The 21,064-nt window shown below is 53.1% G+C and carries 20 protein-coding genes and 3 pseudogenes; 13 read left to right on the forward strand and 10 right to left on the reverse strand.

Features of this window, described 5'->3' with window-relative positions; translation table 11 throughout:
- Positions 1-718 precede the first annotated feature (718 nt).
- Positions 719-1,027, forward strand: a complete 309-nt coding sequence (locus tag K3T83_RS24565) for a hypothetical protein (RefSeq protein ID WP_220205567.1) — start codon at positions 719-721, stop codon at positions 1,025-1,027.
- Positions 1,028-1,450: 423 nt separating this feature from the next.
- Here the strand turns inward: K3T83_RS24565 and K3T83_RS24570 are convergent, their stop codons facing one another.
- Positions 1,451-1,888 (reverse strand): hypothetical protein, encoded by a 438-nt coding sequence (locus tag K3T83_RS24570; RefSeq protein ID WP_220205568.1) that lies wholly within the window; start codon positions 1,886-1,888, stop codon positions 1,451-1,453.
- Positions 1,889-2,431: 543 nt separating this feature from the next.
- On the opposite strand from K3T83_RS24570, the gene K3T83_RS56390 reads away from it, so the two are divergent.
- Positions 2,432-2,860, forward strand: coding sequence for a pentapeptide repeat-containing protein (locus K3T83_RS56390; RefSeq protein ID WP_308441686.1), 429 nt, complete (start codon positions 2,432-2,434; stop codon positions 2,858-2,860).
- A 260-nt stretch (positions 2,861-3,120) separates the two neighbouring features.
- Positions 3,121-4,243: pseudogene (locus K3T83_RS24580) on the forward strand (IS3 family transposase).
- Between the two features lie 313 nt (positions 4,244-4,556).
- Here K3T83_RS24580 and K3T83_RS24585 read toward each other — a convergent pair.
- The gene (locus K3T83_RS24585) at positions 4,557-5,447 is read right to left on the reverse strand and encodes an NAD(P)-dependent alcohol dehydrogenase (protein WP_236064977.1); all 891 of its coding nucleotides are present in this window, start codon (positions 5,445-5,447) and stop codon (positions 4,557-4,559) included.
- Positions 5,448-5,872: 425 nt separating this feature from the next.
- Here K3T83_RS24585 and K3T83_RS57995 point away from each other — a divergent pair.
- The 3 genes and pseudogenes from K3T83_RS57995 to K3T83_RS24595 form a co-directional block, all read left to right on the forward strand.
- Positions 5,873-6,058 (forward strand): annotated as a pseudogene (locus tag K3T83_RS57995) (transposase family protein); the annotation flags it as partial.
- A 42-nt stretch (positions 6,059-6,100) separates the two neighbouring features.
- Entirely contained in the window at positions 6,101-6,418 is a 318-nt protein-coding gene (locus K3T83_RS56400; RefSeq protein WP_236064978.1) for a hypothetical protein, read from the forward strand.
- Positions 6,324-7,121, forward strand: a complete 798-nt coding sequence (locus tag K3T83_RS24595; protein WP_220205572.1) for a transposase — start codon at positions 6,324-6,326, stop codon at positions 7,119-7,121. The genes K3T83_RS56400 and K3T83_RS24595 overlap by 95 nt, the downstream gene beginning before the upstream one ends.
- Positions 7,122-7,767: 646 nt before the next feature.
- Here the strand turns inward: K3T83_RS24595 and K3T83_RS24600 are convergent.
- Entirely contained in the window at positions 7,768-7,980 is a 213-nt protein-coding gene (locus K3T83_RS24600; RefSeq protein ID WP_220205573.1) for a hypothetical protein, read from the reverse strand.
- A gap of 704 nt (positions 7,981-8,684) precedes the next feature.
- Positions 8,685-9,833 (reverse strand): sensor histidine kinase, encoded by a 1,149-nt coding sequence (locus tag K3T83_RS24605; RefSeq protein WP_236065132.1) that lies wholly within the window; start codon positions 9,831-9,833, stop codon positions 8,685-8,687.
- Between the two features lie 342 nt (positions 9,834-10,175).
- Here K3T83_RS24605 and K3T83_RS24610 point away from each other — a divergent pair, with 342 nt between their 5' ends.
- On the forward strand, positions 10,176-10,316 hold the full coding sequence (locus K3T83_RS24610; protein ID WP_220205575.1) for a hypothetical protein: 141 nt from the start codon (positions 10,176-10,178) through the stop codon (positions 10,314-10,316).
- Between the two features lie 318 nt (positions 10,317-10,634).
- Here the strand turns inward: K3T83_RS24610 and K3T83_RS24615 are convergent, their stop codons facing one another.
- Positions 10,635-11,135: a hypothetical protein gene (locus K3T83_RS24615; RefSeq protein ID WP_220205576.1), complete on the reverse strand. Its 501-nt coding sequence runs from the start codon at positions 11,133-11,135 to the stop codon at positions 10,635-10,637.
- A gap of 396 nt (positions 11,136-11,531) precedes the next feature.
- Between K3T83_RS24615 and K3T83_RS24620 the strand changes: the two genes are divergently transcribed.
- Positions 11,532-11,786 (forward strand): hypothetical protein, encoded by a 255-nt coding sequence (locus K3T83_RS24620; protein ID WP_220205577.1) that lies wholly within the window; start codon positions 11,532-11,534, stop codon positions 11,784-11,786.
- On the opposite strand, the gene K3T83_RS24625 is transcribed toward K3T83_RS24620, so the two are convergent.
- Positions 11,772-11,924 (reverse strand): hypothetical protein, encoded by a 153-nt coding sequence (locus K3T83_RS24625; protein ID WP_220205578.1) that lies wholly within the window; start codon positions 11,922-11,924, stop codon positions 11,772-11,774. The two genes, K3T83_RS24620 and K3T83_RS24625, sit on opposite strands and share 15 nt — an antisense overlap.
- A 6-nt stretch (positions 11,925-11,930) precedes the next feature.
- Positions 11,931-12,113 carry a hypothetical protein gene (locus K3T83_RS24630; RefSeq protein WP_220205579.1) on the reverse strand — a complete coding sequence of 61 codons (183 nt, stop codon included), beginning with the start codon at positions 12,111-12,113 and terminating at the stop codon, positions 11,931-11,933.
- 304 nt (positions 12,114-12,417) lie between these two features.
- Here K3T83_RS24630 and K3T83_RS24635 point away from each other — a divergent pair, with 304 nt between their 5' ends.
- Positions 12,418-12,573 carry a hypothetical protein gene (locus K3T83_RS24635; RefSeq protein WP_220205580.1) on the forward strand — a complete coding sequence of 52 codons (156 nt, stop codon included), beginning with the start codon at positions 12,418-12,420 and terminating at the stop codon, positions 12,571-12,573.
- 182 nt (positions 12,574-12,755) lie between these two features.
- A complete protein-coding gene (locus K3T83_RS24640; protein ID WP_220205581.1) occupies positions 12,756-13,103 on the forward strand; it encodes a hypothetical protein in 348 nt (115 codons plus the stop codon).
- On the opposite strand, the gene K3T83_RS24645 is transcribed toward K3T83_RS24640, so the two are convergent.
- The 3 genes and pseudogenes from K3T83_RS24645 to K3T83_RS24655 all read right to left on the reverse strand — a co-directional run bounded on the left by K3T83_RS24645 (position 13,100) and on the right by K3T83_RS24655 (position 17,534).
- Positions 13,100-13,366 carry a transposase gene (locus K3T83_RS24645; RefSeq protein WP_220205582.1) on the reverse strand — a complete coding sequence of 89 codons (267 nt, stop codon included), beginning with the start codon at positions 13,364-13,366 and terminating at the stop codon, positions 13,100-13,102. The genes K3T83_RS24640 and K3T83_RS24645 overlap by 4 nt on opposite strands.
- Positions 13,367-13,535: 169 nt before the next feature.
- Positions 13,536-13,658 (reverse strand): annotated as a pseudogene (locus K3T83_RS24650) (hypothetical protein); the annotation flags it as partial.
- A gap of 195 nt (positions 13,659-13,853) precedes the next feature.
- The gene (locus K3T83_RS24655; protein ID WP_220205584.1) at positions 13,854-17,534 is read right to left on the reverse strand and encodes a WD40 domain-containing protein; all 3,681 of its coding nucleotides are present in this window, start codon (positions 17,532-17,534) and stop codon (positions 13,854-13,856) included.
- A gap of 664 nt (positions 17,535-18,198) precedes the next feature.
- Between K3T83_RS24655 and K3T83_RS24660 the strand changes: the two genes are divergently transcribed.
- The 3 genes from K3T83_RS24660 to K3T83_RS24670 all read left to right on the forward strand — a co-directional run bounded on the left by K3T83_RS24660 (position 18,199) and on the right by K3T83_RS24670 (position 21,048).
- Positions 18,199-19,221, forward strand: a complete 1,023-nt coding sequence (locus K3T83_RS24660; protein WP_220205585.1) for a DUF4331 family protein — start codon at positions 18,199-18,201, stop codon at positions 19,219-19,221.
- Between the two features lie 168 nt (positions 19,222-19,389).
- Positions 19,390-20,217 carry an alpha/beta fold hydrolase gene (locus K3T83_RS24665; protein WP_220205586.1) on the forward strand — a complete coding sequence of 276 codons (828 nt, stop codon included), beginning with the start codon at positions 19,390-19,392 and terminating at the stop codon, positions 20,215-20,217.
- 207 nt (positions 20,218-20,424) lie between these two features.
- Complete coding sequence (locus tag K3T83_RS24670) at positions 20,425-21,048, forward strand: RNA polymerase sigma factor (protein ID WP_220205587.1); 624 nt, start codon at positions 20,425-20,427, stop codon at positions 21,046-21,048.
- The last annotated feature ends 16 nt before the right edge of the window (positions 21,049-21,064 follow it).

Raw genomic sequence — 21,064 nt, forward strand, 5'->3', positions numbered from 1 at the left:
TCATCAGGTCGAAGCAATGACAGCGCAATATCGAAAGGAACCTCACTTATTTCCTGTGGTACGCGGGTGCCGGGAGCGTCATCAGAACATCCTTTGGATCTGGTAGAATTTCGCAGCCGACGCTCTCCTCTCTTTTTGTCCGATTCTGGCTGTGGTGGGGTATCTGCTGGTTGCATCATGCATCGCTCCTCTTTTCGTTGTATGACAGGCGTATGACAAGACATCCTTCTCAAAGAAACCCATCTGCGAGTGCTCATGCCTGCCTTCCTGGTGGAGCAGGCAAACAGACTGCTGGGATCATCCCCGCTCTGGGTTTCTGCTCGGCTATTGCTTTGAGTATAGCGGGAGTCTCTCGCAAAGAAAAGAAGTACGTGTACCAAAACGTGAGAAGCTTTTGGTGCAGCGCCAAATTGCGTCTGATAGGGGTCTTCGCAGGAACCTCTGGTGAGGGTGCATAACACAAGCAACGGCGGGAAACATGGCTCATCCCTCGGCCCTCACCGGGAAACTGTTTGTTGTGCAAAGCAAAGTTAAAATTATTTTAACTTTGGGAAAATGACCAACGCTGATCGTGTTCTCCTCAACGTGTTGAGATCACACGACATGCCTCTTGCCCCAAACACTTCGGCAAATTTAGAAATTTTCTAAATTTGCCGAAGTGTTCTCTTCTTCTGTATGATATGCAAAGAGAAGAAAGATCTATGAGGACAAGGCAGTAATGATCGACCAACGAGAGGAACAGGTGCGTCTGCGTCTGCCGCTCTCGGCTTCCCACATCGAACAGGCTGTGGCCGCCTTTCGTGAACAGTTCCACGCTCCGTGCTACCTGTACCTCAAAGGACATGTCACGATTGTCACAGGAGAACTCTGCGTGATCCCAGAGTGGCTGCCAGTGGCCCGCCCTGATCATGAATTGGACCTCCTCGGTCTTGGCGATCCAGAGATCTCCCAAGAAGACGAAACGTTGGTGTGGGTGGCTCCTACACGGGCCTGCTTTCTGCTGCTTTCGACTACCCCATTGCCGTGATCTCGTGCCACACGCCCTCCTATCTCGTCACCCTTGTCCACAAGCGACGAAGTTGGCGAGGCGGACGTGCCTGTATGCATCAGAGACACGCTTGAATAACAAATATGCATGAGGAGAATCTTATGAGTGATGATCTTTTCGCGGCACCTCCATTGAAGGCAACTGGTAAATGTCCTACCATGTGAGCAACTTTTGCCCTCAAACATGAAAGATTGCCCGCAATCTTGAGTATTGAGATGAACGAACCAGGGTAAACCGCTCCACGCCTAGTTTTTTCCATCGATACCTTGTAAATCATCTCAAACTGCCTGAGAAAAAGTGAACATTGGAAGACACGACAAGGTTTCGTACCTGATGGTGCAGCTATGCTGCATGGTTTCTTGGCATACTTTGGGAAGAGCAGAGAGACAGCAAAGACGCACGCTAGCTGTCACCACATGCAGGGTCGTGGGTATCGGCAGGGGCTGAGGTCTGGTATCTGGCCTCGCTCAACCAGATCTCTGTACCCGGTGGCACATCTTCGGGTCTCAGGTCTCCAGCAATAGTGAGGGTCAATACAGGGTTCGAGGGGTCGCTGGTGGTGTAGAAATCGTTCCCTTCGGCTTTCCAGACTTCCTTGCCGGGACCTCCTTCAGCGGCGTAAAGCTGATCCAAGCTTGCCCAGCCCTCGACGCCGAAGCTGGCTATGGTAGCATGCAGGATACGCCCATCGGGCAGAGAGAGTTCAAGCCCTTCACCTGGCATTGGCATCAGCATATTTGGTTTCCGCTCAATCAGGCCACTGATTGGCACGCGTGGCAGAACCTGCAATTGATCGCTGAAGCGCTGCGAACTCTCTACTGTGAGCAAATGGAAACGCATTGGGAAACCTCGACTTCTCTCTTTCTTCTAGAAAGTATATCAGTGCGCGTCTTTGCTGTCTAGATGCTTCTTCTCTCTCTGGAGCTGGAACTTGGTCCATTGAGCTATGATGAGGAACGCAATGTACACGTTTTGGAGAAAGTCTCCCTGATGGGGAGCGGCTTCCCTGGAGAACGTGTGTTTCAGTATTCAAGATTGAGGGCAATCTTTCATGTTTGAGGGCTAGATTGTCTCACTTCGTGGGGCATTTACCAGATGGCTGGTAAATAACTTGAAATGTGGTCACTTTTTGCCCTTAAACCAGCACTTTTGCCCTCAATGTTAAGCTACACTACCACTGATCAGCCTCCGAAACCGCGAAAGACGATGGATTGCAATGCTCTCATTTTTGTACATTCAGGCTGTTCATGCGCCGTCACAAATGGACAACACATCGCTTTGAGTCACCTGCTTGTGATATACTGGAAAGACGATACTGCCTCTATAAACAGAGGCGCATTTTTGTGTCTTGCAAAGAACCAAAGCAACAAGGAGCAAAACAGTATGGCAAATCAGGAACAGCTTGCTCTTCTCAAGCAGGGAGTGGCAGTATGGAATGCCTGGAGAGAGCAGAATCTCGCCATGCTCCCTGACCTCTCTGGTGCCAACCTCTCTGGTGCCGACCTCAATAAAGCCCGCCTCTCTGATGCCGACCTCTCTGATGCCGACCTCTCTGATGCCAACCTCTCTGATGCCAACCTCAGTAGAGCCCTCCTCAACAGAGCCCGCCTCAACAGAGCCCGCCTCAACAGATCCTTCCTCATTGAAGCCGACCTCTCTGATGCCCATCTCAAAGGTGCCGACCTCTCTGATGCCCACCTCAAAGGTGCCGACCTCTCTGGTGCCGACTTCACTGGTGCCCACCTCGATAATGTCGACCTCTCTGGTGTCGACTTCTATAGTGCCGACTTCACAGATGCCACAGGACTCTAAGGGATGTTCGAGGGATGTTCTTCGAGAGGCATCCCTTCTCCTGACGACGCCAACCGACCGTTGCTCTGCGCTTCCTTCCACCAACAGGCTTTCCACCATCCCCATCGCCAATTTACAGTTGCCAGGTATCTTGATCCGCTTCTGAAGCCATATTCTCAATGATGGATCACGACTGTCCACCTATAATGGGGGCGGAAAACTGGACAGGCCAATGAGATAAAAGAGCAGGAAGGAGACAAGTATCCGCAAGGAGGAACGCCGTGGCAAGTTCACCAAAGAAATACAGCAGCGACTTTAAGGCAAAAGTCGCGTTAGAAGCTATCAAAGGCTTGGAAACGCTTAATGAAATTTCTTCGGAATATGGAGTGCATACAACCCAAATAACGCAATGGAAGAAACAGGTGCTGGATGAACTGCCACAGATCTTTGCTCAACCAGGCTCGGAGCGAGCCAAGAACGAGGAAGCGCTCATCGCCACTTTATATCAACAAATCGGCCAACTCAAAGTGGAGTTGGACTTTTTGAAAAAAAAATCAGGCCCCTACCAGCACTGAGCAAAAGCGGCTTCAGGTGGAACCCGATCATCCACACCTCTCAATCGTGCGTCAATGTGAATTGTTGGGTTTAGCCCGTTCAAGTTACTCTTATGAGCCTGCACCTGAAAGCGAGGAAGATGTGCTGTTGATGAGGCTGCTTGATGAACAATACACGCGTCCCCCTTTTTATGGGAAACGCAAGATGGTCAAGTTCCTTCAGGATGAAGGCTATGTCGTGGATCGCAAACGGGTCAGGCGACTGATGCAAAGGATGGGTTTAGAAACGATCTACCCGAAGCCTCAGTTGAGCCAAGCAGGTTCGCCATCTGTGCGCTATCCCTACTTGTTACGAGATGTGAGCATTGATCGTATCGATCAAGTTTGGAGCAGCGATATCACCTACATCCGCCTGGCACGAGGCTTTATCTACTTGGTCGCGATTATCGATTGGTTCAGTCGTTTTGTGCTCGCCTGGGAACTATCTACCACCTTGGATACCAGCTTCTGTTTGGAAGCATTGGAGCGAGCACTGCGAGCTGCATGCCCAGAGATTTTCAATACGGATCAAGGGGTCCAGTTCACGAGCCAGGAGTTTACAGAGCGTTTGCGGTCTGCACACATTCGCATCAGTTGGGATGGACGTGGACGCGCATGAGACAACATCTTTGTCGAGCGCCTCTGGAGAAGCGTGAAATATGAGGAGGTCTATCTTAAAGACTATCAAACCGTTTCAGAAGCAAGATCCAGTTTGAAACAGTACTTTCAATTTTATAATCATGAGCGATATCATCAATCACTAGACTATCAAACGCCCGTTGCTGTGTATCGCTCCCATCGTTCACAATGACTTTTCCTTCCTGCTGAGTTCACTCTCAAAATTGGCCGATTAGTGTCTAGACAAACGGTACCACCATAGATATCACCTTTGGCGGATCGCTGCCACCACAATAAATTCCGATTCAGGGTGCGGATGTACAGGCTTAGGACGGTGGAGCTGGTGGCACATCTTGTTGCAATGCGATCTCTATCAATGGTAATTGACACTGATCCTCGAACAAATGGGACACCAATCATCGAACAACGACAGGAAACCTCGAACAGCTCGGACTTTTGTACAGGGCTTTTGAATAGCCCTGGATAACTCCCCCTGGTCATTCTTGCTAGACTGTAATGACAATATTTCCCTTTTTTTGCCCGCTTTCAGCGTATCGATGGGCCTCGGCAATCTGTTCCAATGGATAGCGCCGATCAATGACTGGTCGGATCTTCCCGGCTTCAAGAAACGCTTTGATGAAGTTGAAGTCTTCTGTGTATTCGCTGGTTGAGCGGGCTTTCCAGGCGATGACTTGCTTGCCATTTCTCCTGCCTAAAATCTGCTGTGACAGCCTGGGATTCGCGAGAAGATAGCGCCCATTCTCTTTGAGCGACCGTCCACCTTGAAGAAAGGTCTTTGCACCAGTCACGTCAAAAATCACATCGTAGGTCTGACCATTTTTGCTGAAATCTTCTTGCGTGTAATCAATGACCTGGTCCGCTCCAATCGCACGCAGCATGTCCAATTTCTCTGTACTGTCTACAGCAGTCACCTCGGCTCCCAGGCACTTTGCTAATTGGACCGCGAACGTTCCCATACTGCCGCCCGCCCCATTAATCAATACCTTCTGTCCACTCTGGATCTTGCCTCTTCTCAGAAGGTACGCGACATCCAGACCGCACACCGCGAGGGTGGCAGTTTCTTCGTACGTTGTATTGGACGGTTTGATGACCAGCGCTCCATTCTCAGGTAAGCAGGCGTACTCAGCATACGCGCCCAGACCAGCCCAGGCAAAAACCTGGTCCCCTTGTTTGAAGCGCGTGACCGCTTTGCCGATGGCTTCGATTTCTCCAGAGAGTTCCTGTCCGAGTATTTTCTTTCTTGGTCTTCTGAAACCAAAAACTATGCGTATAAAGAGCTGCACCGGGAGGGGAAATGCGAGGCTTCGTAGCCCACAGTCCCCTGCTGTGACTGTCGCGCTGTGAACTCTTATCAGGACTTCATGGTCCCTGGGCATGGGCTTCTCTCTGTCTTGAAGCTGAAGAACTTCTGGAGGCCCGTATTTTGTACAGACAATGGCTTTCATGTGCGTTCCCTCCTGAAGGGAAGGACGATTCTTTGAAGAGGTTCTCCAATGACACTGAGGAGGAAACGTACAATTTGTTCGAAAATTGATGTCAGCTATCTCAACGTCAATCTTCGAACAAGAGGCTTTCTCAAGCTCAAATTTGTTCGAGATTCCATGTCAATTACCAAATGAAGAGCTTTCCTACACGTTCCCTACAAAACCATGAACTGATGGAATTTGCCACCTCAGCATTGCCGCTTGTGTACGGTTCATGCAGAAGGGGTAATGAAGGAGAGACGATTATCAAAATTACAAGCGGCATTTGTGGTGTCTTTTGAGCTGTGTAGATTTGACTCCACTTGTCCAACTGGCAGATGATTGACTGCGAGGAACGAGAGCGCATCTATCTGATTACCGCCACACCGTGTGTTCCTCGTTCCGCCTGTCCAGCCTGTGGAAGTCTTGCTGTTGTTAAGCATGCAACGGATGCGCAAACCATCCGTGATTTACCATGCCACGGAAAGCAGGTGCTCATCCAAGTGAATAGGACAAGATACCGCTGTAAGGCATGCCGGAAAACGTGGTTTGAGGTTTTACCTGAAGTGGATGAGCACCGATCTGCGACCTGTCGCCTGATCCGCTATGTGCAACAGCAATCGCTCTTCCGCCCATTTGTTGCGCTGGCCGCTGAGGTCGGACTGGACGAGAAATCAGTACGCACGATCTTTCATAACTATGTGGAAGAGCTAGAACAAGTCATGCAGCAATCCACTCCCAGAGTTCTCGGACTGGACGAGCTGCAACGGAACGGGACAACCACGAGCAATGATCACCGATATCGAGGTCAGGCGCTTTGTCGAGGTCTTGCCCGACCGGAAAAAAGCAACGATTGCACGTTATCTGGAGCATTTGCTTTATAAAGATAGAATTGAGGTAGCAGTCATTGACATGCATGCGCCGTACCTTCAAGCCTTGACTGAGCAATTGCCGCAGGTGTTCGTCGTGATCGACCGCTTCCACGTCATTCAACTTCTGAACCGTGCAGTGGATCAGGCACGTAAGGCCATCCGTGAGTCTCTTCCTGACCGCCAAAGACGACAATTAATGCACGATAGATTTTTACTCTTAAAAAGGCACCGGGACTTAAAAGAGAGTGAGTTGCTGATCCTGGAAGCCTGGCTCAACCAATTCCCACAACTCCAGGCGGTCTATCTCTGCAAAGAGGCGTTCGCGGATATCTATGAGCTGCCCTCCCTGGAAGAGGCGGAAGAAGCTTACGTTGCATGGCTTGAGCGCGTGGAGCAATGCGGCATCAGTGAATCATTCGGCGAGTTCCTGCGAGCGGTAGAGAATTGGTATCCCTGGATTTTCAATTACTTTCTTCACAAGCATACAGGCGGCTTTGTGGAAGGTGCTAACGCGCTGGCTCGTGCTGTAGACCGTGCTGGCCGAGGCTATTCGTTCCCTGTCCTACGGGCGCGACTGCTTTATGGACAACACCTGCTCCGTCAAACCAAGAGGCGGGCACCGAAAATCGCTGATGTACAAGAGTCGTCAGATGTGGATGGTCAGTTGATTGGCATCACGCCATCCACATCTGAAGCACTGTCTGAGTTTTCATGAGAGTAGAGGCCATCCACCATTATTTCCGAAGACCCCTTTTTTTAAGGATGTGTGTGGTAGTGTCGCCATGGTTTTTGACCTGCCTTTCCTACCTTGCCTCTCAACAAAAGCACAACGCTTTCCTAGAATACAGGATAGACGAGACCTGTCACCTACTCATCTCAAAAGCTGCCCAATGCATCACAACTGGCTCACGGTTGGGCATCTCAGGATCTCGTCCGAACATTCAGCTTACGGAAAGTGGTGTCTGGACGGATCTGAATTTACAGCTATCGGACGCTCTCCTCCGCTCCCGGTGGGATTTCCCTGGTAGTCAATGGCTGTGTTGCTCACGCTTCGTGCTGATTGCTCACTTGTCACCTCAAAAGCTGCTTACTTGTGGGTTCTTACACACTCTCGGTGAAAAGGATCTGTCTCCGCTTCGCAATAGCATTTCTTCGTGCTCAAAATGCAAGGACTCTTTTCTGGATAAGCTCATCCTTCACCTAAATTGTGTAAGAACCACTCGTCACCTTATTTACCATCAGGATAAGCACCAGGGACAGGTCTTTTTGCTTGTAGGGGGCAGATTGCCCCCTCAAGCACAACGGAGCGATAAGCAACAAACGAAGCTTGCACACAAGTTCTTCCAACGGGCCAACACAGCTCAGGCAAACGTTTCGACAAAGGACAAGAGGGCGAAGAGATCCTCGACGGTGACACAGCAGTAGAGAATCTGCTGCTCATCATTCTGACGCTGAAATGCATACAAATAGGCTGTTTCGTGTTGCCTGCTCGCCATCGCGGTGCATTCCTCAAAACCGTGTTGCTGGAGTCGGTGGATGGCCTCCTCCACAGTATCGTGGACGCTTGTACTCATAGCTATCTCCCTTTCCTCACCATAGGTGCACTACTCTTTTGAGAGAGAATCTAGAGGGACTGGCACGGATTGTCAATGAAATCTTCATTAAAATATGATGCAGCGAGAGAACAGGTGATGTTCGCCAGTGCCCATAGGATCGAACACAAAGACACCCATGAAACAAACCCAAGTGTTCTCCTTGGGTGATGACAAGTACGATGTCACCACCTTGAGAAGATCACACGTGAGCGGATGTGTTTCTCTTCCTCACTGCCCTGGCTGCTCAGGTAGGGCGCTCCACCAGATCTCCTGCCGACGCTCCGATGTGCTTGCTTTCCGTCATCTCTCTCTTTCCTGAAGAATATGTACATATTCTTCATGTTCTCATGCTGAAGCATCTGCGACCATCAACAGATGAGTAGGCGTGCTGCTTGCTTGCTTGCATGTGCTACTCATGCTCTTTCTTTTCCTTGAAGAACAAAAACAATTCATCAGGCAAAGATTTGAGTTCTTCATCACTCCCTTGCTTCAGCTTTTAGAGAGAGCAGTGAGCTTCCCCTCTTGTTTGGAGGCATCTGCTCACTTTGCAGCATGGTCTGCTCTCAAGCAGTCACATGTCACCTCGTAGTCGAGAACCAGATCGGATAGAGCTTCATCACAGGATGCAAGATGTTTCCTGCGGCATGCCAATGGAGATCACGTGTCGCAAATGAATCATCGTCTCACGTTGTGCTTCCCTGCTCGCGAGGAACACAGGGAAGCGTAAAACAAAAGGTACTCCCCTGCCCTGCGATTCCCGCACTTTCCACCCAAATCCGCCCCCCCATAGCTTCTACTAACTGTTGGCTGACATACAAGCCTAAGCCAGTACCGTACACCTTGCTCATCATATCACGCCTGAGACGGAAAAATTGATCAAACAGGTGTGGAATCTCCTCTGGTGGAATACCAGGGCCAGCATCCTTCACGCAAATACAGACCTCTTGGGCCAGATGCTCCTGGTGTTGGACCGTCGTCGGGTCGTACAAGGCAGCACTGATAATGAGAGGAGTATGCTCTGGAGCATATTTTGTGGCATTGGAGAGCAGATTCCGAAGCACCTGGCGCACAGAGTGAGCATGCGCTCGCACCACGAGACGCTGGGGAACCTGGATGTGAAGATCGTACAGATGCAGGCGACGTGGATCAAAGTGGTCAATCACGTCACGAACCACTTCGCTCACAGACAATGCTTCCAGAGCAAGAGGTTCTCTCTCCTGACGAAGGTACAGGGCATCGAACATCGTATCAACGAGTCTCTGTAATTCTTCACAACTAGAGAGCGCATTGCTCAGAAACGTGGCTCTGCTTGCCACATCAAGCCGCTCATGATATTCCACCAATAATTCCAGATAGCCATAGGTAGCGGTTAAAGGAGTCCGCAACTCGTGGTTCACATTCAGGAGAAATTGCTCTCTGAGTTGGTTCAATTGCTGTTGTTGCTCGTAAACAGCCTCCATTCTCTGCTGTGTCTCATCTGAGACATCGAACAACTCCCGGAAGGAGACCGTGATAAACCCTTCCAGCAAGAGAGCAAACCCTCCAAGCGCAAAGAACAGATAGATGCGGTGCGAGAGAAACAGACCCGTATGAGAGATGCTATGAAAGAGCAGGATGACCAGCAACATCCCAATGAGGCAAACGGCCATTCCGCGCAGCTTAAATAACCAGGAGGCGAGAACAATAGGAAGACTCAGAAAGAGACTGTTTCCGGGGTAAATCTCCTCATACATCAGGATATAAGTTGCCAGGCACATCAATGCTGCCACAATGGCAATGCTCAAGCGGGTGGCAGAGGAGAGATGGAGCATGGAACGGAAGCAGTGGGTCATGTAGCGCAAAGGGCAACCTCCTCTTCAATGAGATGATGGTCAAAAGAATGACCGAGGATATCTCCTCCTATGATCGAAAATCCGCACACAAACGACATCTCTCATAGCGCACCATAAGCAGTAGAAGCAGAGAAAAAAGGTAAAATTGCAGGCATGGTGATAGAATATCATGCGAAGAGCAAGATTGCAATCTCTTTTCACTAGAGAGAGATGTTGGAAGAGAAGAAAGCGAGAGCACTGATAAGGAAGGGGGGGCTCTCGAAGCCGAGGAGGGCATGAAAGTCCCCTTCAAAAGAGGAAAGGGATGTCTTGTATTTGGAATTAAAGGAGTGAGTTGGAGTGATGACCAATGAGTGGAGAGGATCATTCCGAGAGAAACAGCCTGATAAACGGCTGGCTGTGGTCAGTGAGAGCATGGAGCAATCGGCCCCATTGCGGCAGGACTGCCACCGCAGCAGTTCTGCCGCAATGGGAGTTTCCTGACGATCTCATCCTGATGCTGAGTCACCTTGGATCACTTGAGAGTGTCAGGACGTTCCCCTTGCTCAAAACAGGGAAAAACAAGCGCACGAGCAGTGCGACCTGCTCCTCTGCATCCCCTTCTGGCTCTGGCAGTGAAAACGTGCGTTTTGGGCAGTTCTCCGATGAGTAAGCATAGAAGCGAGACCTCTCGTTTCTATCAAGCATCAGAGGAGGTCTGCTTCTCCAAAACGCACGTTTGATGACCCTAAGCGTCCTATCCATGTATTCAGAAAGATATCACACCTCTACAAGACAGAAGAACTCAGATGTTGGACAAGATTACATGCCTGGTCGTGAACTTGCATCGTGAGCGCCACAACGGTGGAACACATCCACTACGGCTTGTTGTTGACCAAGGGCCTCGACGGTGACGATGGGGCGACCTGCTTGAAACTCGCTTTGGTAATAACGGGCCTCCTCTTCCGGTACGCCCAATTTCACCAGTGCGCCTGTGAGCCCTCCTACCAGAGCACCAGCAGCGAGTCCTCCTAGCGTTGCGGCTAGTATACCGCCTGCTATTGCCGGACCAATGCCGGGGATGAGAAGAGCAGCACCAGCTCCCAGAAGACCACCGGCCACACCACCACTAGCCGCTCCAAGCGCAGCTCCTTCGCCCGGCTTTTTTTCAGAAACTTTCCCTCCTGTCTCTTTTTCGTCAGGGACGACATACCCTATCTGCTCGTCCCTAAACCCAAGGCCATGAAGTTCAGTGATGGCTTGTTCTGCATGAGGACGATCAGGAAAGACACCAACTACTGTTGAACGTTGCGTCATAGCCATAGAAAACCTCCTCTGGTTGCAGCAACTCTGCTGCATTCTACTCCTTCACCATCTTTTTCATGTATGGCGAAATATATGTACAGATGATGGCTTTACATTGTTACTATTTCTCTACACTTTGTGACGAACCTGGAAATGGGTAAGTATACATCGATTTTTTGAACGAATACGTCTCCTCATAGATCCTCTCTATATACGTAGCAGAGGAAAAGAAGGAGACACTGTGGACGTGGACGTGTTGTTTCCAGGGGATTGGCACTTCCGACATGCGCACGTACGTTATGAGGCGGATCTAGTCGAGCAGAGGGAAGCAAGGAATTCATGTATCGAGTTTGAGAAAAGAGCGAAGAGTGAGGGTCTGTTGCGACTTCATGGTCAGGAGGAAGAACACATCGCTTGGGTCTTGAAGGAATCCATTCCTCGAATGGATTCCTTGCCATCCTCCTTTCTCTCCTCGTGCTGATAAGCCAACAGGTGCGTGCCTTCTCTGATGGCGCAACCTGGACCCGAGATACTAGCAAGGGGACTCAGGCTTCTCATCCCCAGCACTCCACACAGGCTCAGCCAGGAAAGCTGGCTCAGATAATCCCCTCCGATCCAGACGCCAGGGCGCGAGGGAGCCTCCCAGTCGCTCCCTCACTGGAGGCATGATGACCCTTTGGGTGCCACCTCGCCCAGGGTGATCCCGAGCAGATCGGCCAGTTCGGTGGTAATTTGAATCACGTCATGAGCGATTTCGGGACGAGTCAGTTGATACGCATGTTCCTCCTCAAAACACCATCTCAACATTTCTCCTCATAAGGCAGACCACATCTCGCCGCGCGCTTGCAGCAGGTGGGAAATCGCGCCTATTTGCGCAATCAGCGAGACCTTTGAGGGCAAGGTGTACAGGGTTCTCCAGGGACGCAACGAAGGGGACATCATAGGGATCAGGAACATCTCGATGCCAGCCGAGGTGATACGGGGGATTCGGGGCATGCAGCGGGCTTCTTCATGAGAGGATAGTAGAAAGGTTCATCGGAAATGAACCCGGCATAGATCAATTCCGCTTTTTTCAGTGTCATCCAGAATAGAGCATTATTGACGAGGTTTTTCGTCAAATTCAATGTTTTCAAAGAGGTGAAAGTATTATGGAACCTGATTATGAGAAGATTCTTGCTGATCTTCGACAGGATATGCCAATCTGAGAGACAAGGCAGAATCTGGAAGTTGGCAACGGCAAGCATATAGCCAAATTCACCAATTTATTGAGCAGGCCAGTAACGCCGCGTACACTAGGAAAATGCCGAAGAATCAACATGCTCTCGATACACAGATAGCACTCAATAGCCTTGCACGGGTCATTGATCCTCCACAAGCACGCCCGCTGGTCGTTGCCGCAGTCAACAGGCACACACGTGAAGCGCAGCTACCGATCTTCTATCTACTTATAACTTGATTGCCTTTGCACTGAGGGCCGCCAAACATTCATATCTCAACCATATTCCATAGTCCTCAGTGCAAGAGCAAGGAGATATTACATAACAACTATACACAAAACAACCCTATGGTTTTACGCAACAAGCAAAGAATCCAGGATGATGAAACATCTGCGCAGTCATATGGTAATAGGAAATGCCGATGGCATCTACCGGCTGGGGAGGAACCATCAGTGCTGCCAATGGAGAAGAAGCTCTCCTCCGCTCCCCGATCTTGGTCACACCTGTCATATTGTTCCCTAGTATCTGCTCGTTAGAATCGAACAATATCTGCCCTGAAACCTTTCTCAGACAGAGGTATACATATCAAGCGCACAGCTTGCTGATAACGCGCATCTCGCTCGGCGCGGCGAATGGCGATAGTCCGCGCAACCTGCTTTCCTGGGTCTGGGCGCCACTCTTACACCGCGACAGGCTCCTCGACCTTCGCGAGGATCTCTTCTTCTGCTTGTTGACTCGCGTCTTTCATCTCGGAGAAAACGCGTGCTAAGAGCCGTTGCACTGCATCTGACAAGTTCTACATACATGAAAGCGGTCGGCAACCTGAATCGCCTGCGGGGCACCAGTAGAAGCCGCACTGGCATATTCCGCTCCTCGGTCGCGGCTCACGTGAGTGATTTCTGAGTGAGCGGCCATCCAAGTAGAAGCGGTTTCCGCCTGTCGGTCCGTCCGGCAAAAGGTCGATAATCTGGTGGGCGTCCAGGTCAACCACGACGGTGCCGAACGTTCTGCCACGCCGAAACAAGAAATCATCGAGACCCAGACACTCCACATACTCTGCGAATGAGGTGGGCAGCGCTATGATCCGGCACACAATCGTCATCCGGACGTGGTGATTCCCAGATGCGCGCGTCTGGCCGCGCGCCGAGCCTGCTACGCGTTGCTAACCCGATCGTTTGCAACGTCTCGTTCAAGCGGGTTGTCATTCTGCGCCCACGCAGGTCACGGTCTCACAAAAGAACTTACGGACGTGGAGAATCAATCGCATCTGCTGTCTCGCGCAGGGTAGGTCTTTCACCACTCGACGATAGTGACTATGCAGGCGGGTCGCGAGCTGCTGCTAGAGCGGACACAATGCGCTCGGTGAAATGGCAGTCACATGGAGCACCCATTGATCCTCGCGCTGTTCTATCTGGGTCAGTTCCAATCCCTCGCCCAACGGGTAGAACTGAGATGTTTGAGGAGGAAGTCCTGGTCTGGCTCTTCGGCCATCGCTCTTTCCTGAAAACAGCGCATTCATTTACTCGTCGTGAGGCGTTTCTTCAAATGCTCCCAATGCACGCAGAGATGCCTTTTGAGCTTCAGAGAGTCCTCGGATACCTGTGATGTTGAGGCGCTCGTAAGGCCGGTCGCGGCGTAATGTGCGCACCTGCTCGCCACTGTGCAGGTTCCAAAGTGCGATGACCCCATCATCCCCGCAGCTGGCCAGCAGACGACCATCAGGACTCACCTTGAGCGCCTGTATGGTTCCCTGGTGGGCTTCTTGCACCTGCACGCACTGCCCGCTGTGAGCATCCCACCAGCGCAGCATTCCATCACTGCCTCCGCTGATCAGCCTCTCCCCGCTTGGAGTCCAGATCAGGGCAGAGACCACCCCCGGATGCTCCGCCAGGGCGAACACGCGCTCCCCGCTCTGCACATCCCAGACAAACCCCTCGCCCCTGTCGTGGCTACCTGAGCCCGAGGCCAAGCGAGAACCATCAGGGCTGAAGGTCACGCTCATGACAGCCCCCGAATGTCCCGCCAGCTGCTGGAGCAATGTGCCATTAGAAGCGTCCCACACATACACGTGACCATCGTCACCTCCACCAACGATCCTCGTGCCATCAGGACTCCAGGCCACGCGGCGGATCCAAGTCGCGTGCGAACGCTTCACCCACCGTAGGGAGCGAGAGGCCACGTCCCACACGAGAGCGTTCTGCAGAAAGCTCCCACAGGCGAGGAAACGCCCATCGGGACTCCAGGCCAGACCGAAGAAAACCGTGTCAGCTGAGTCGAGGTCGCGTAGGACATGGACGCAGATCCCGGTAGTTGAGTCCCAGAGATAAATGGCATTGTCCCATCCAGAACTTGCGAGCAAGCTTCCATCTGGACTCCACCCCACACCGGTCACGACCCAACGATGTCCGTGCAACACCCTTAGCAGCGAGCCTCCAGTCACATCCCAAAGAGTCACCGAGGTATCGGGGCCTGCACTGGCGAGTTTGATACCATCCGGGCTCCAGTCGATGTCAAAGAGGGAGGCCGTATAGCCCTGTAGGATCCGCAGCACCTCGCCGCGCTCCACGTGCCACAGCCGCAGCGTGCCATCATCGCTACCACTGAGCAAGCTGCGGCTGTCGGGAGTGAAGACCAGGCCTTCCACCAAATCACTATGTCCCTGCAGCGCCACCCGAGAGCGGCCCTGCTGAACATCCCAGAGTCGGATCGTGTGATCAAAACCACCACTGGCTAGCGTGGCTCCATCTGGACTCCAGGCCACGCAATGCACCCGCTCTGTATGCCCCTCAAGCGTTTGCACGCAACGTCCGCTGACCCATTCCCACAGCTTGATGGTGCCATCCCAGCTTCCGCTGGCGAGTCGGTGCCCATCGGGGGCAAAGGCCAGACCTCGCACCCAGTTGCTATGTCCCTCAAGCGTCTGAGCACAGGTCATCGGCTCGCTCTGCTGCCTCTGCCACAGCCGGATCGTGCCCTCAACGTCACCACTGGCGAGACAGCGCCCATCCGGGCTCCATGCGAGGCCAACGACCGGACCTGGATGTGGCAGCGTTTGCAACTGTTTCCCGCTTTGGAGATCCCAGAGCTGGGCGGTGGCATCATTGCTCCCTGTGACCAACAAGCAGCCATCGGGGGAAAAAACCACACTATTGACATGGTGTGTATGCCGCCCTGACCAGAGCAAGGCATGACTTTCGATGTCCCAAAGTTTGACGCTGCCATCCCAGCTCCCGCTGGCAAGCGTGCGCTCGTTCGGACTCAAGGCGAGGGTCGTCACAATGTCCGTATGCGCCTGCCAGATGCGATGTAAGATCTGGCCTGCCTCGCGCCACACTTGCACTTCTCCCCGCCTGCTGCCTGCGGCCCAGTACAGTCCGCTGTGGCTGATGCCCACAGCGGAGATGGCATCGAAGGTCTCGGTAAAGATGCTCTCACGCATCAGCGCCCCGGACAGCTTCGCATCTTGCATCTGGGCACCTTGCAGATAGGCTCCCCGCAGGACGAGGTGTGAGAGATCCAGCCCACGCAGATCCCCGCGCAGCAACCACAGCAGCGCCACCAGATTCGCCGGGCCATACCCCTGGGCCTGTTCATCCCAGGGACGCAATGTCGAGAGCAGTTCGCGTAAGTGCTCCTCCACCTCGACTCGCTCCCGGTACATCCTTTTAAGGACATCCAGCAGGGGAGTAAGGAGCAGCCGCTCTTGCGTCTGCCGCACATACTCTTTGGCCTGGGCTTGCGAGAGTCCATGTTCACACAACAGCGAGAGCTGCCCACGCTGAATCTCCTGGCTGGCCGTGGTGACCAGCCGGTCGGTCATGTACTCCAGCACCACCGATTGCAAAGTAAAACTGCCAGTCCGTTGCCCCCGCTCGATGAGACTGCGTCGGTGCAACCCATCTATGGCTTCCAACAGTTGCGCAGGCGAAAGCGGAGTCACCAGCACTCGGAAGAGTTCCTCCAGACTCGCCGTCTCGCGCAGAATGGCCAGCCAACACAACACGGTCTGCTCGAGTGCCGAGATGCGGGCGTATTGCTCGTCCAGCAGTGCTCGCACCCCTCCAAAGACCACCTCACCTTGCCTCAGAAACGGAACAATCTCGCCTCCGAAGATCTCCACGATGGTCTGCGCCACGATCTTTAAGGCCAACGGGTTGCCCTGATACACCTCGACCAGGCGCGCCTGATCTTGCCGGGAACCCACTACCTCTTTCTCTGTTAGGATCTGTGTGCCCGCCAGGCCGTCCAGGCCCCTCAGGCGCAAAGCACGGACAGAGGAGCGGTTGCCTTCCAGCAGCCCGAGGTCTGCCAGTTTCTCCCGGCTGGTCAATAGCAGGCAACTCTGGTGCTTGGTTTCCCCAAGGTGGCGAAGGAGTCGGGCATATTCTTGTGCATCTGTACGTAGGTAACCGTGACTCGTCCCTTCCTCTAAGAGAACCTCCACATTGTCCAGCACCAGGAGGACCCGCCGAGCGCGCAACTGCTCCATTAGCCGACGGAGACGTTCTTCCAGGGGGTCCGATACTTCTGGCTGTGATTGAGGCTCAAGAATCTGCAGGCAGCTTTGCACCAGCTTGGCACAGGTGGGACTATCACGCAGGGAACGCCAGATTACCACATCGAAGTGGCTGGCCACCTGGTGCATCACCGTGATGGCCAGTGCCGATTTGCCAATGCCGCCCATGCCCAGTACGCTCACCACCCGACAGCGCTCCTCGACCACCCAGCGTACGAGCGTGGCCAGTTCCGGTTCGCGGCCATAGAAGATGGGGACATCCAGCGCCTCTCCCCAATCCAGCAGTTGCATTGGCGTTGACTGAGTTGAAGGCAGAACATCCGGTCGGAGTGTCTCCTGTGGCTCGGGGTGTAACATGGCCAGCGAGGGGCGCGTGTGGCCGAGCAAGCTAGCAAGCCAGTTTTCATTGAGCAGCACCTTCTGGTGTGCCGCGTGCCACAGCTCGCGAATCTCCTCAGCCTCACGCCCGGCGGGAAAAGCTGAGGCTCGCACTGCCAGCGTGATGAGTTCTTGGAGATGCTCGGCTTTGGGATAACTGTTGCCTCCCTCCCACCCTGCGACCGCTTTACGCGAGACGCCAAGCCGCTTGGCCAGGCCTGTTTGCGTCAGGCCTATCTGCGTACGCAACGTCAGGATCAGTTGCCCGAAGGCATAGTCACGCTCACTATACAAGAATCTGTTCATGGGAAGTCTCCCTTCCGCCTGACCCAGCCTGGACTACCACGAGGAAACGATGGGAAGTGCATTGTCACCTGTTGTCCAGTGACTTCCGCTTCCCACCTGCGGTATACTCCCTTCAGCAAGCCTGATCCAAAGGAGAGGCACATCCTCTCAGATCGGATGATCGAGCAGCGTCGTTCCTGATCTGAAGAAGATCTGATATGAGCGTCGGATGTTCGCTGGCTCCGAACTCAACTGAGAGCGAGTGGATGTACTCTGTACGCGGGTCAACGCCTGTCTGGGATGGGATGGAGGGCCGGTCAAGCAACTACCTCCCATCTCTATTACTAAAATAGTTTGCTCTATGATACCACACGTACTGGCTTTTTGCTTGCTTGGTGAGAAGGAGGTTTCTGAAGTGCTCGTGAGGCCCAGTGTACGATTTTTCGACTTTGGTAGGGAATTGAGAAACGGAACAACCCTCCCCTACCAAAGTCGAAAAATCGTGCAAGAGGTGGCAAGGGATTGGTGACCACTCTACGTTTTGTACGAGGAAGTGATGAGAAGTGCATTATCACCTGTTGTCCAGTGACTTCCACCTCCCGCTCCAGGTATAGTACAGCTAATGTCTTTGTTGTTTCGCGAAAATGGGTTTCATTCGACCCAATCTTTGAAGAAGGAACTTAACATGTCCCATCATCTTGATACGCCTCTGGCACGCCAGAACGGCCAACTCTATATCGACGACCTGTACGTCTTTGCCGGCAACCGCAGCACGGTGTTCGTCATGGACGTCAACTCCACCATCACCGAACGCTATGTGCAACAAGGCTTCCATCCTGAGGCACGCTACGAGTTCAAGGTTCACTTCGAAGGAGCCGATTTCGAAGCCCTGACGTACCGGGTGTCCTTCGGCGAAGCTAACGCAAACGGACGACAGGCCGTCCAGTTGTATGCTCTCACTGGAGACGATGCACGCGAGGACTTTGCAGTCGGCGAACTTCTGCTCGAAGGACGGACCGGCGAGACGGTTACCGGGTCCAACACCCGACTGTGGGCAGGGCGCATCAGCGACTCGTTCTACATCGACCTGTCGCTGCTTGGCATGGTCAACTCAGCTGTGAGAAACGGGACGGCACTCGACCTATCGGGATGGCGCCCGGAGAAGGCGCAGAATAATTTCACTGGCACCACTGTTGAATCGATCGTACTGGAGGTCTCCCACCTGCACCCGCAACTACAGCCTGGGGCCAACATCGGCGTCTGGTGCGTCACCAAGCTTGCCACGGACTCCGGTGGCTGGCGGCAGATCAATCGTGCCGGGCGTCCCATGATATGGCCGATCTTCTGGCCCGATGATACCCACTTCACCAATCCCGCCAACACGCGGCACCCGTCCGAGGACTTCGAAGCCTCCGGCAAGGACATCGGAGACCTCATCGCCGCCACCGTTGAGGCCAGCGGCACCTCCGATGATCCTCAAGGATACGGCCAGACCGTGGCTCGGGAGCTGTTCCCTGACGTCTTGCCCTACGTGGTAGGGACGCCTGCGACCTACAGCTTTGCCGCTCGCAACGGTCGCACGCTGGCCGACAACGCCCCCGAAGCGATGCTGTCCCTTGTGGTGAATACGGCTGTGCCTTCCGGGCTTAAGCCATCCATATCGAAGCAGCTCCGAAGCAGGGAGTTCCCGTACGTTGTGCCAGCGTGAACTGCTGCAAATCTCGGGCTTATTATGCCATCGAGCATACCAGGTTCGTCCATGACCACAGGTTTACGATCATGAGGGCGTCGAAATTCCCGCAGGATACGCTGACATTGGACCGAAAATGAAAAAGTAAGGAAGAACGTTTCCAAACAGGAAGGAGAAAAAAATCCTATGAGTACAGGCACTATCACCACACAAGATGGAATCTCAATCTTCTATAAGGACTGGGGTGCAGGTCAACCTGTCGTCTTCAGTCATGGTTGGCCACTCAACGTTGACGCCTGGGACGACCAGATGCTCCTCGTGGCCTCCCAGGGCTATCGCGCCATTGCCCATGATCGGCGCGGTCATGGCCGATCCAGTCAGCCCTGGGAGGGCAACGATATGGACCATTACGCCGACGATTTGGCGGCGTTGCTCGACACGCTCGATCTAAAAGATGTTGTTCTGGTCGGCCACTCCACTGGTGGCGGCGAGGTGGCCCACTACATCGGTCGCTACGGCACCGCCCGCCTCTCCAAGGCCGTCCTGGTGGGCGCAGTGCCCCCGCTGATGCTCAAGACCGCCTCCAATCCGGGCGGATTGTCCATCGAGGTCTTCGACCAGATCCGTGCGGGCGTCACCGGGGACCGCTCGCAGTACTACAAGGATCTGAGCGTCCCCTTCTACGGGGCCAACCGAACGGGTGCGAACGTCTCACAAGGGGTGTTGGACATGTTCTTGCTCTGGTCGATGCAGGTTGGTCTCAATGCCGCCTTCGACTGTATCAAGGCCTTCTCAGAGACGGACCAGACCGAAGATCTCAAGCGCTTCGACATCCCTACCCTGATCATCCATGGCGATGATGACCAGATCGTGCCAATTGCCAACTCGGCCCTGCTCTCCGCCAGGCTCATCAAGGACGCGACCTTGAAAGTCTATCCAGGTACACCCCACGGCCTGATGAGCACACATAAGCAGCAGTTTAACGAAGATCTACTGGCATTCCTGAGATCATGATCGCGTAAGGCATCCCCAGTGGCACACTGGGGATGCCGATCTAGTTGGAAGTAATTTTTGAAGTTAATCCTTAAAAGGTTAGTCGGTTTTCCCACCAGGTTCCTGGTGGGTCAGTTCTCTTACCTGTGACCCACCAGGCTCCTGGTGGGAATTTTAACAGCAGAAAGGCACTCTCGCCACCTGAGAGAAACAACAAGAGAAAGAGAAATGGATCATTACGTTCAACGCTCTCATAGTAAAAATATGTTGCCCACGCTTGTCGATCACATGCAGGCGAAGCAAGCACTCGCAGGAGATCACGGTTCTTTTGAAGTCTTGATGAAAAAGTATGAGCAGGCTCTCCGTTGCTACATAAAGGGAATCCTCAAAGACCCGGAACTGACAGCTGATGTCCTCCAATCGGTCTTTTTTCAGCTTTATGTCTCTCTGCCAAACTTGAGAACCAATCTCCCGCTCAATGCCTGGCTCTATCGCGTGGCGTATAACCGTTGTGTAGACGAACTGCGCAAGAACGCTCGTCGGCGGGCCGTGCCCTTTTCCCTGTTGCAGGGGGAGGATAACGAAGATGAGCATGCTCTGCTTGAAATGCTCCCAGATACGCTCCTGACCCCAGAAGAAGTCCTTGAACAGCTAGAGCTTCATGAGCAATTAGCTCATGCGGTGGAGACTCTTTCCCAACCATTTCGTGCTGTTGTCTCTCTGCGCTGCTTCAGGGGACTCAGTTTCTCTGAGATTGCGGAAAAGCTGAATATACCGGCGAGCACCGCCAAGACCTACTATCATCGTTCGTTACCACGGCTGCGTGCTGCATTACAGGAGAAAATAAGTTGAGCATTCAAGATTCTTT

It is taken from the genome of Reticulibacter mediterranei (assembly GCF_016587455.1).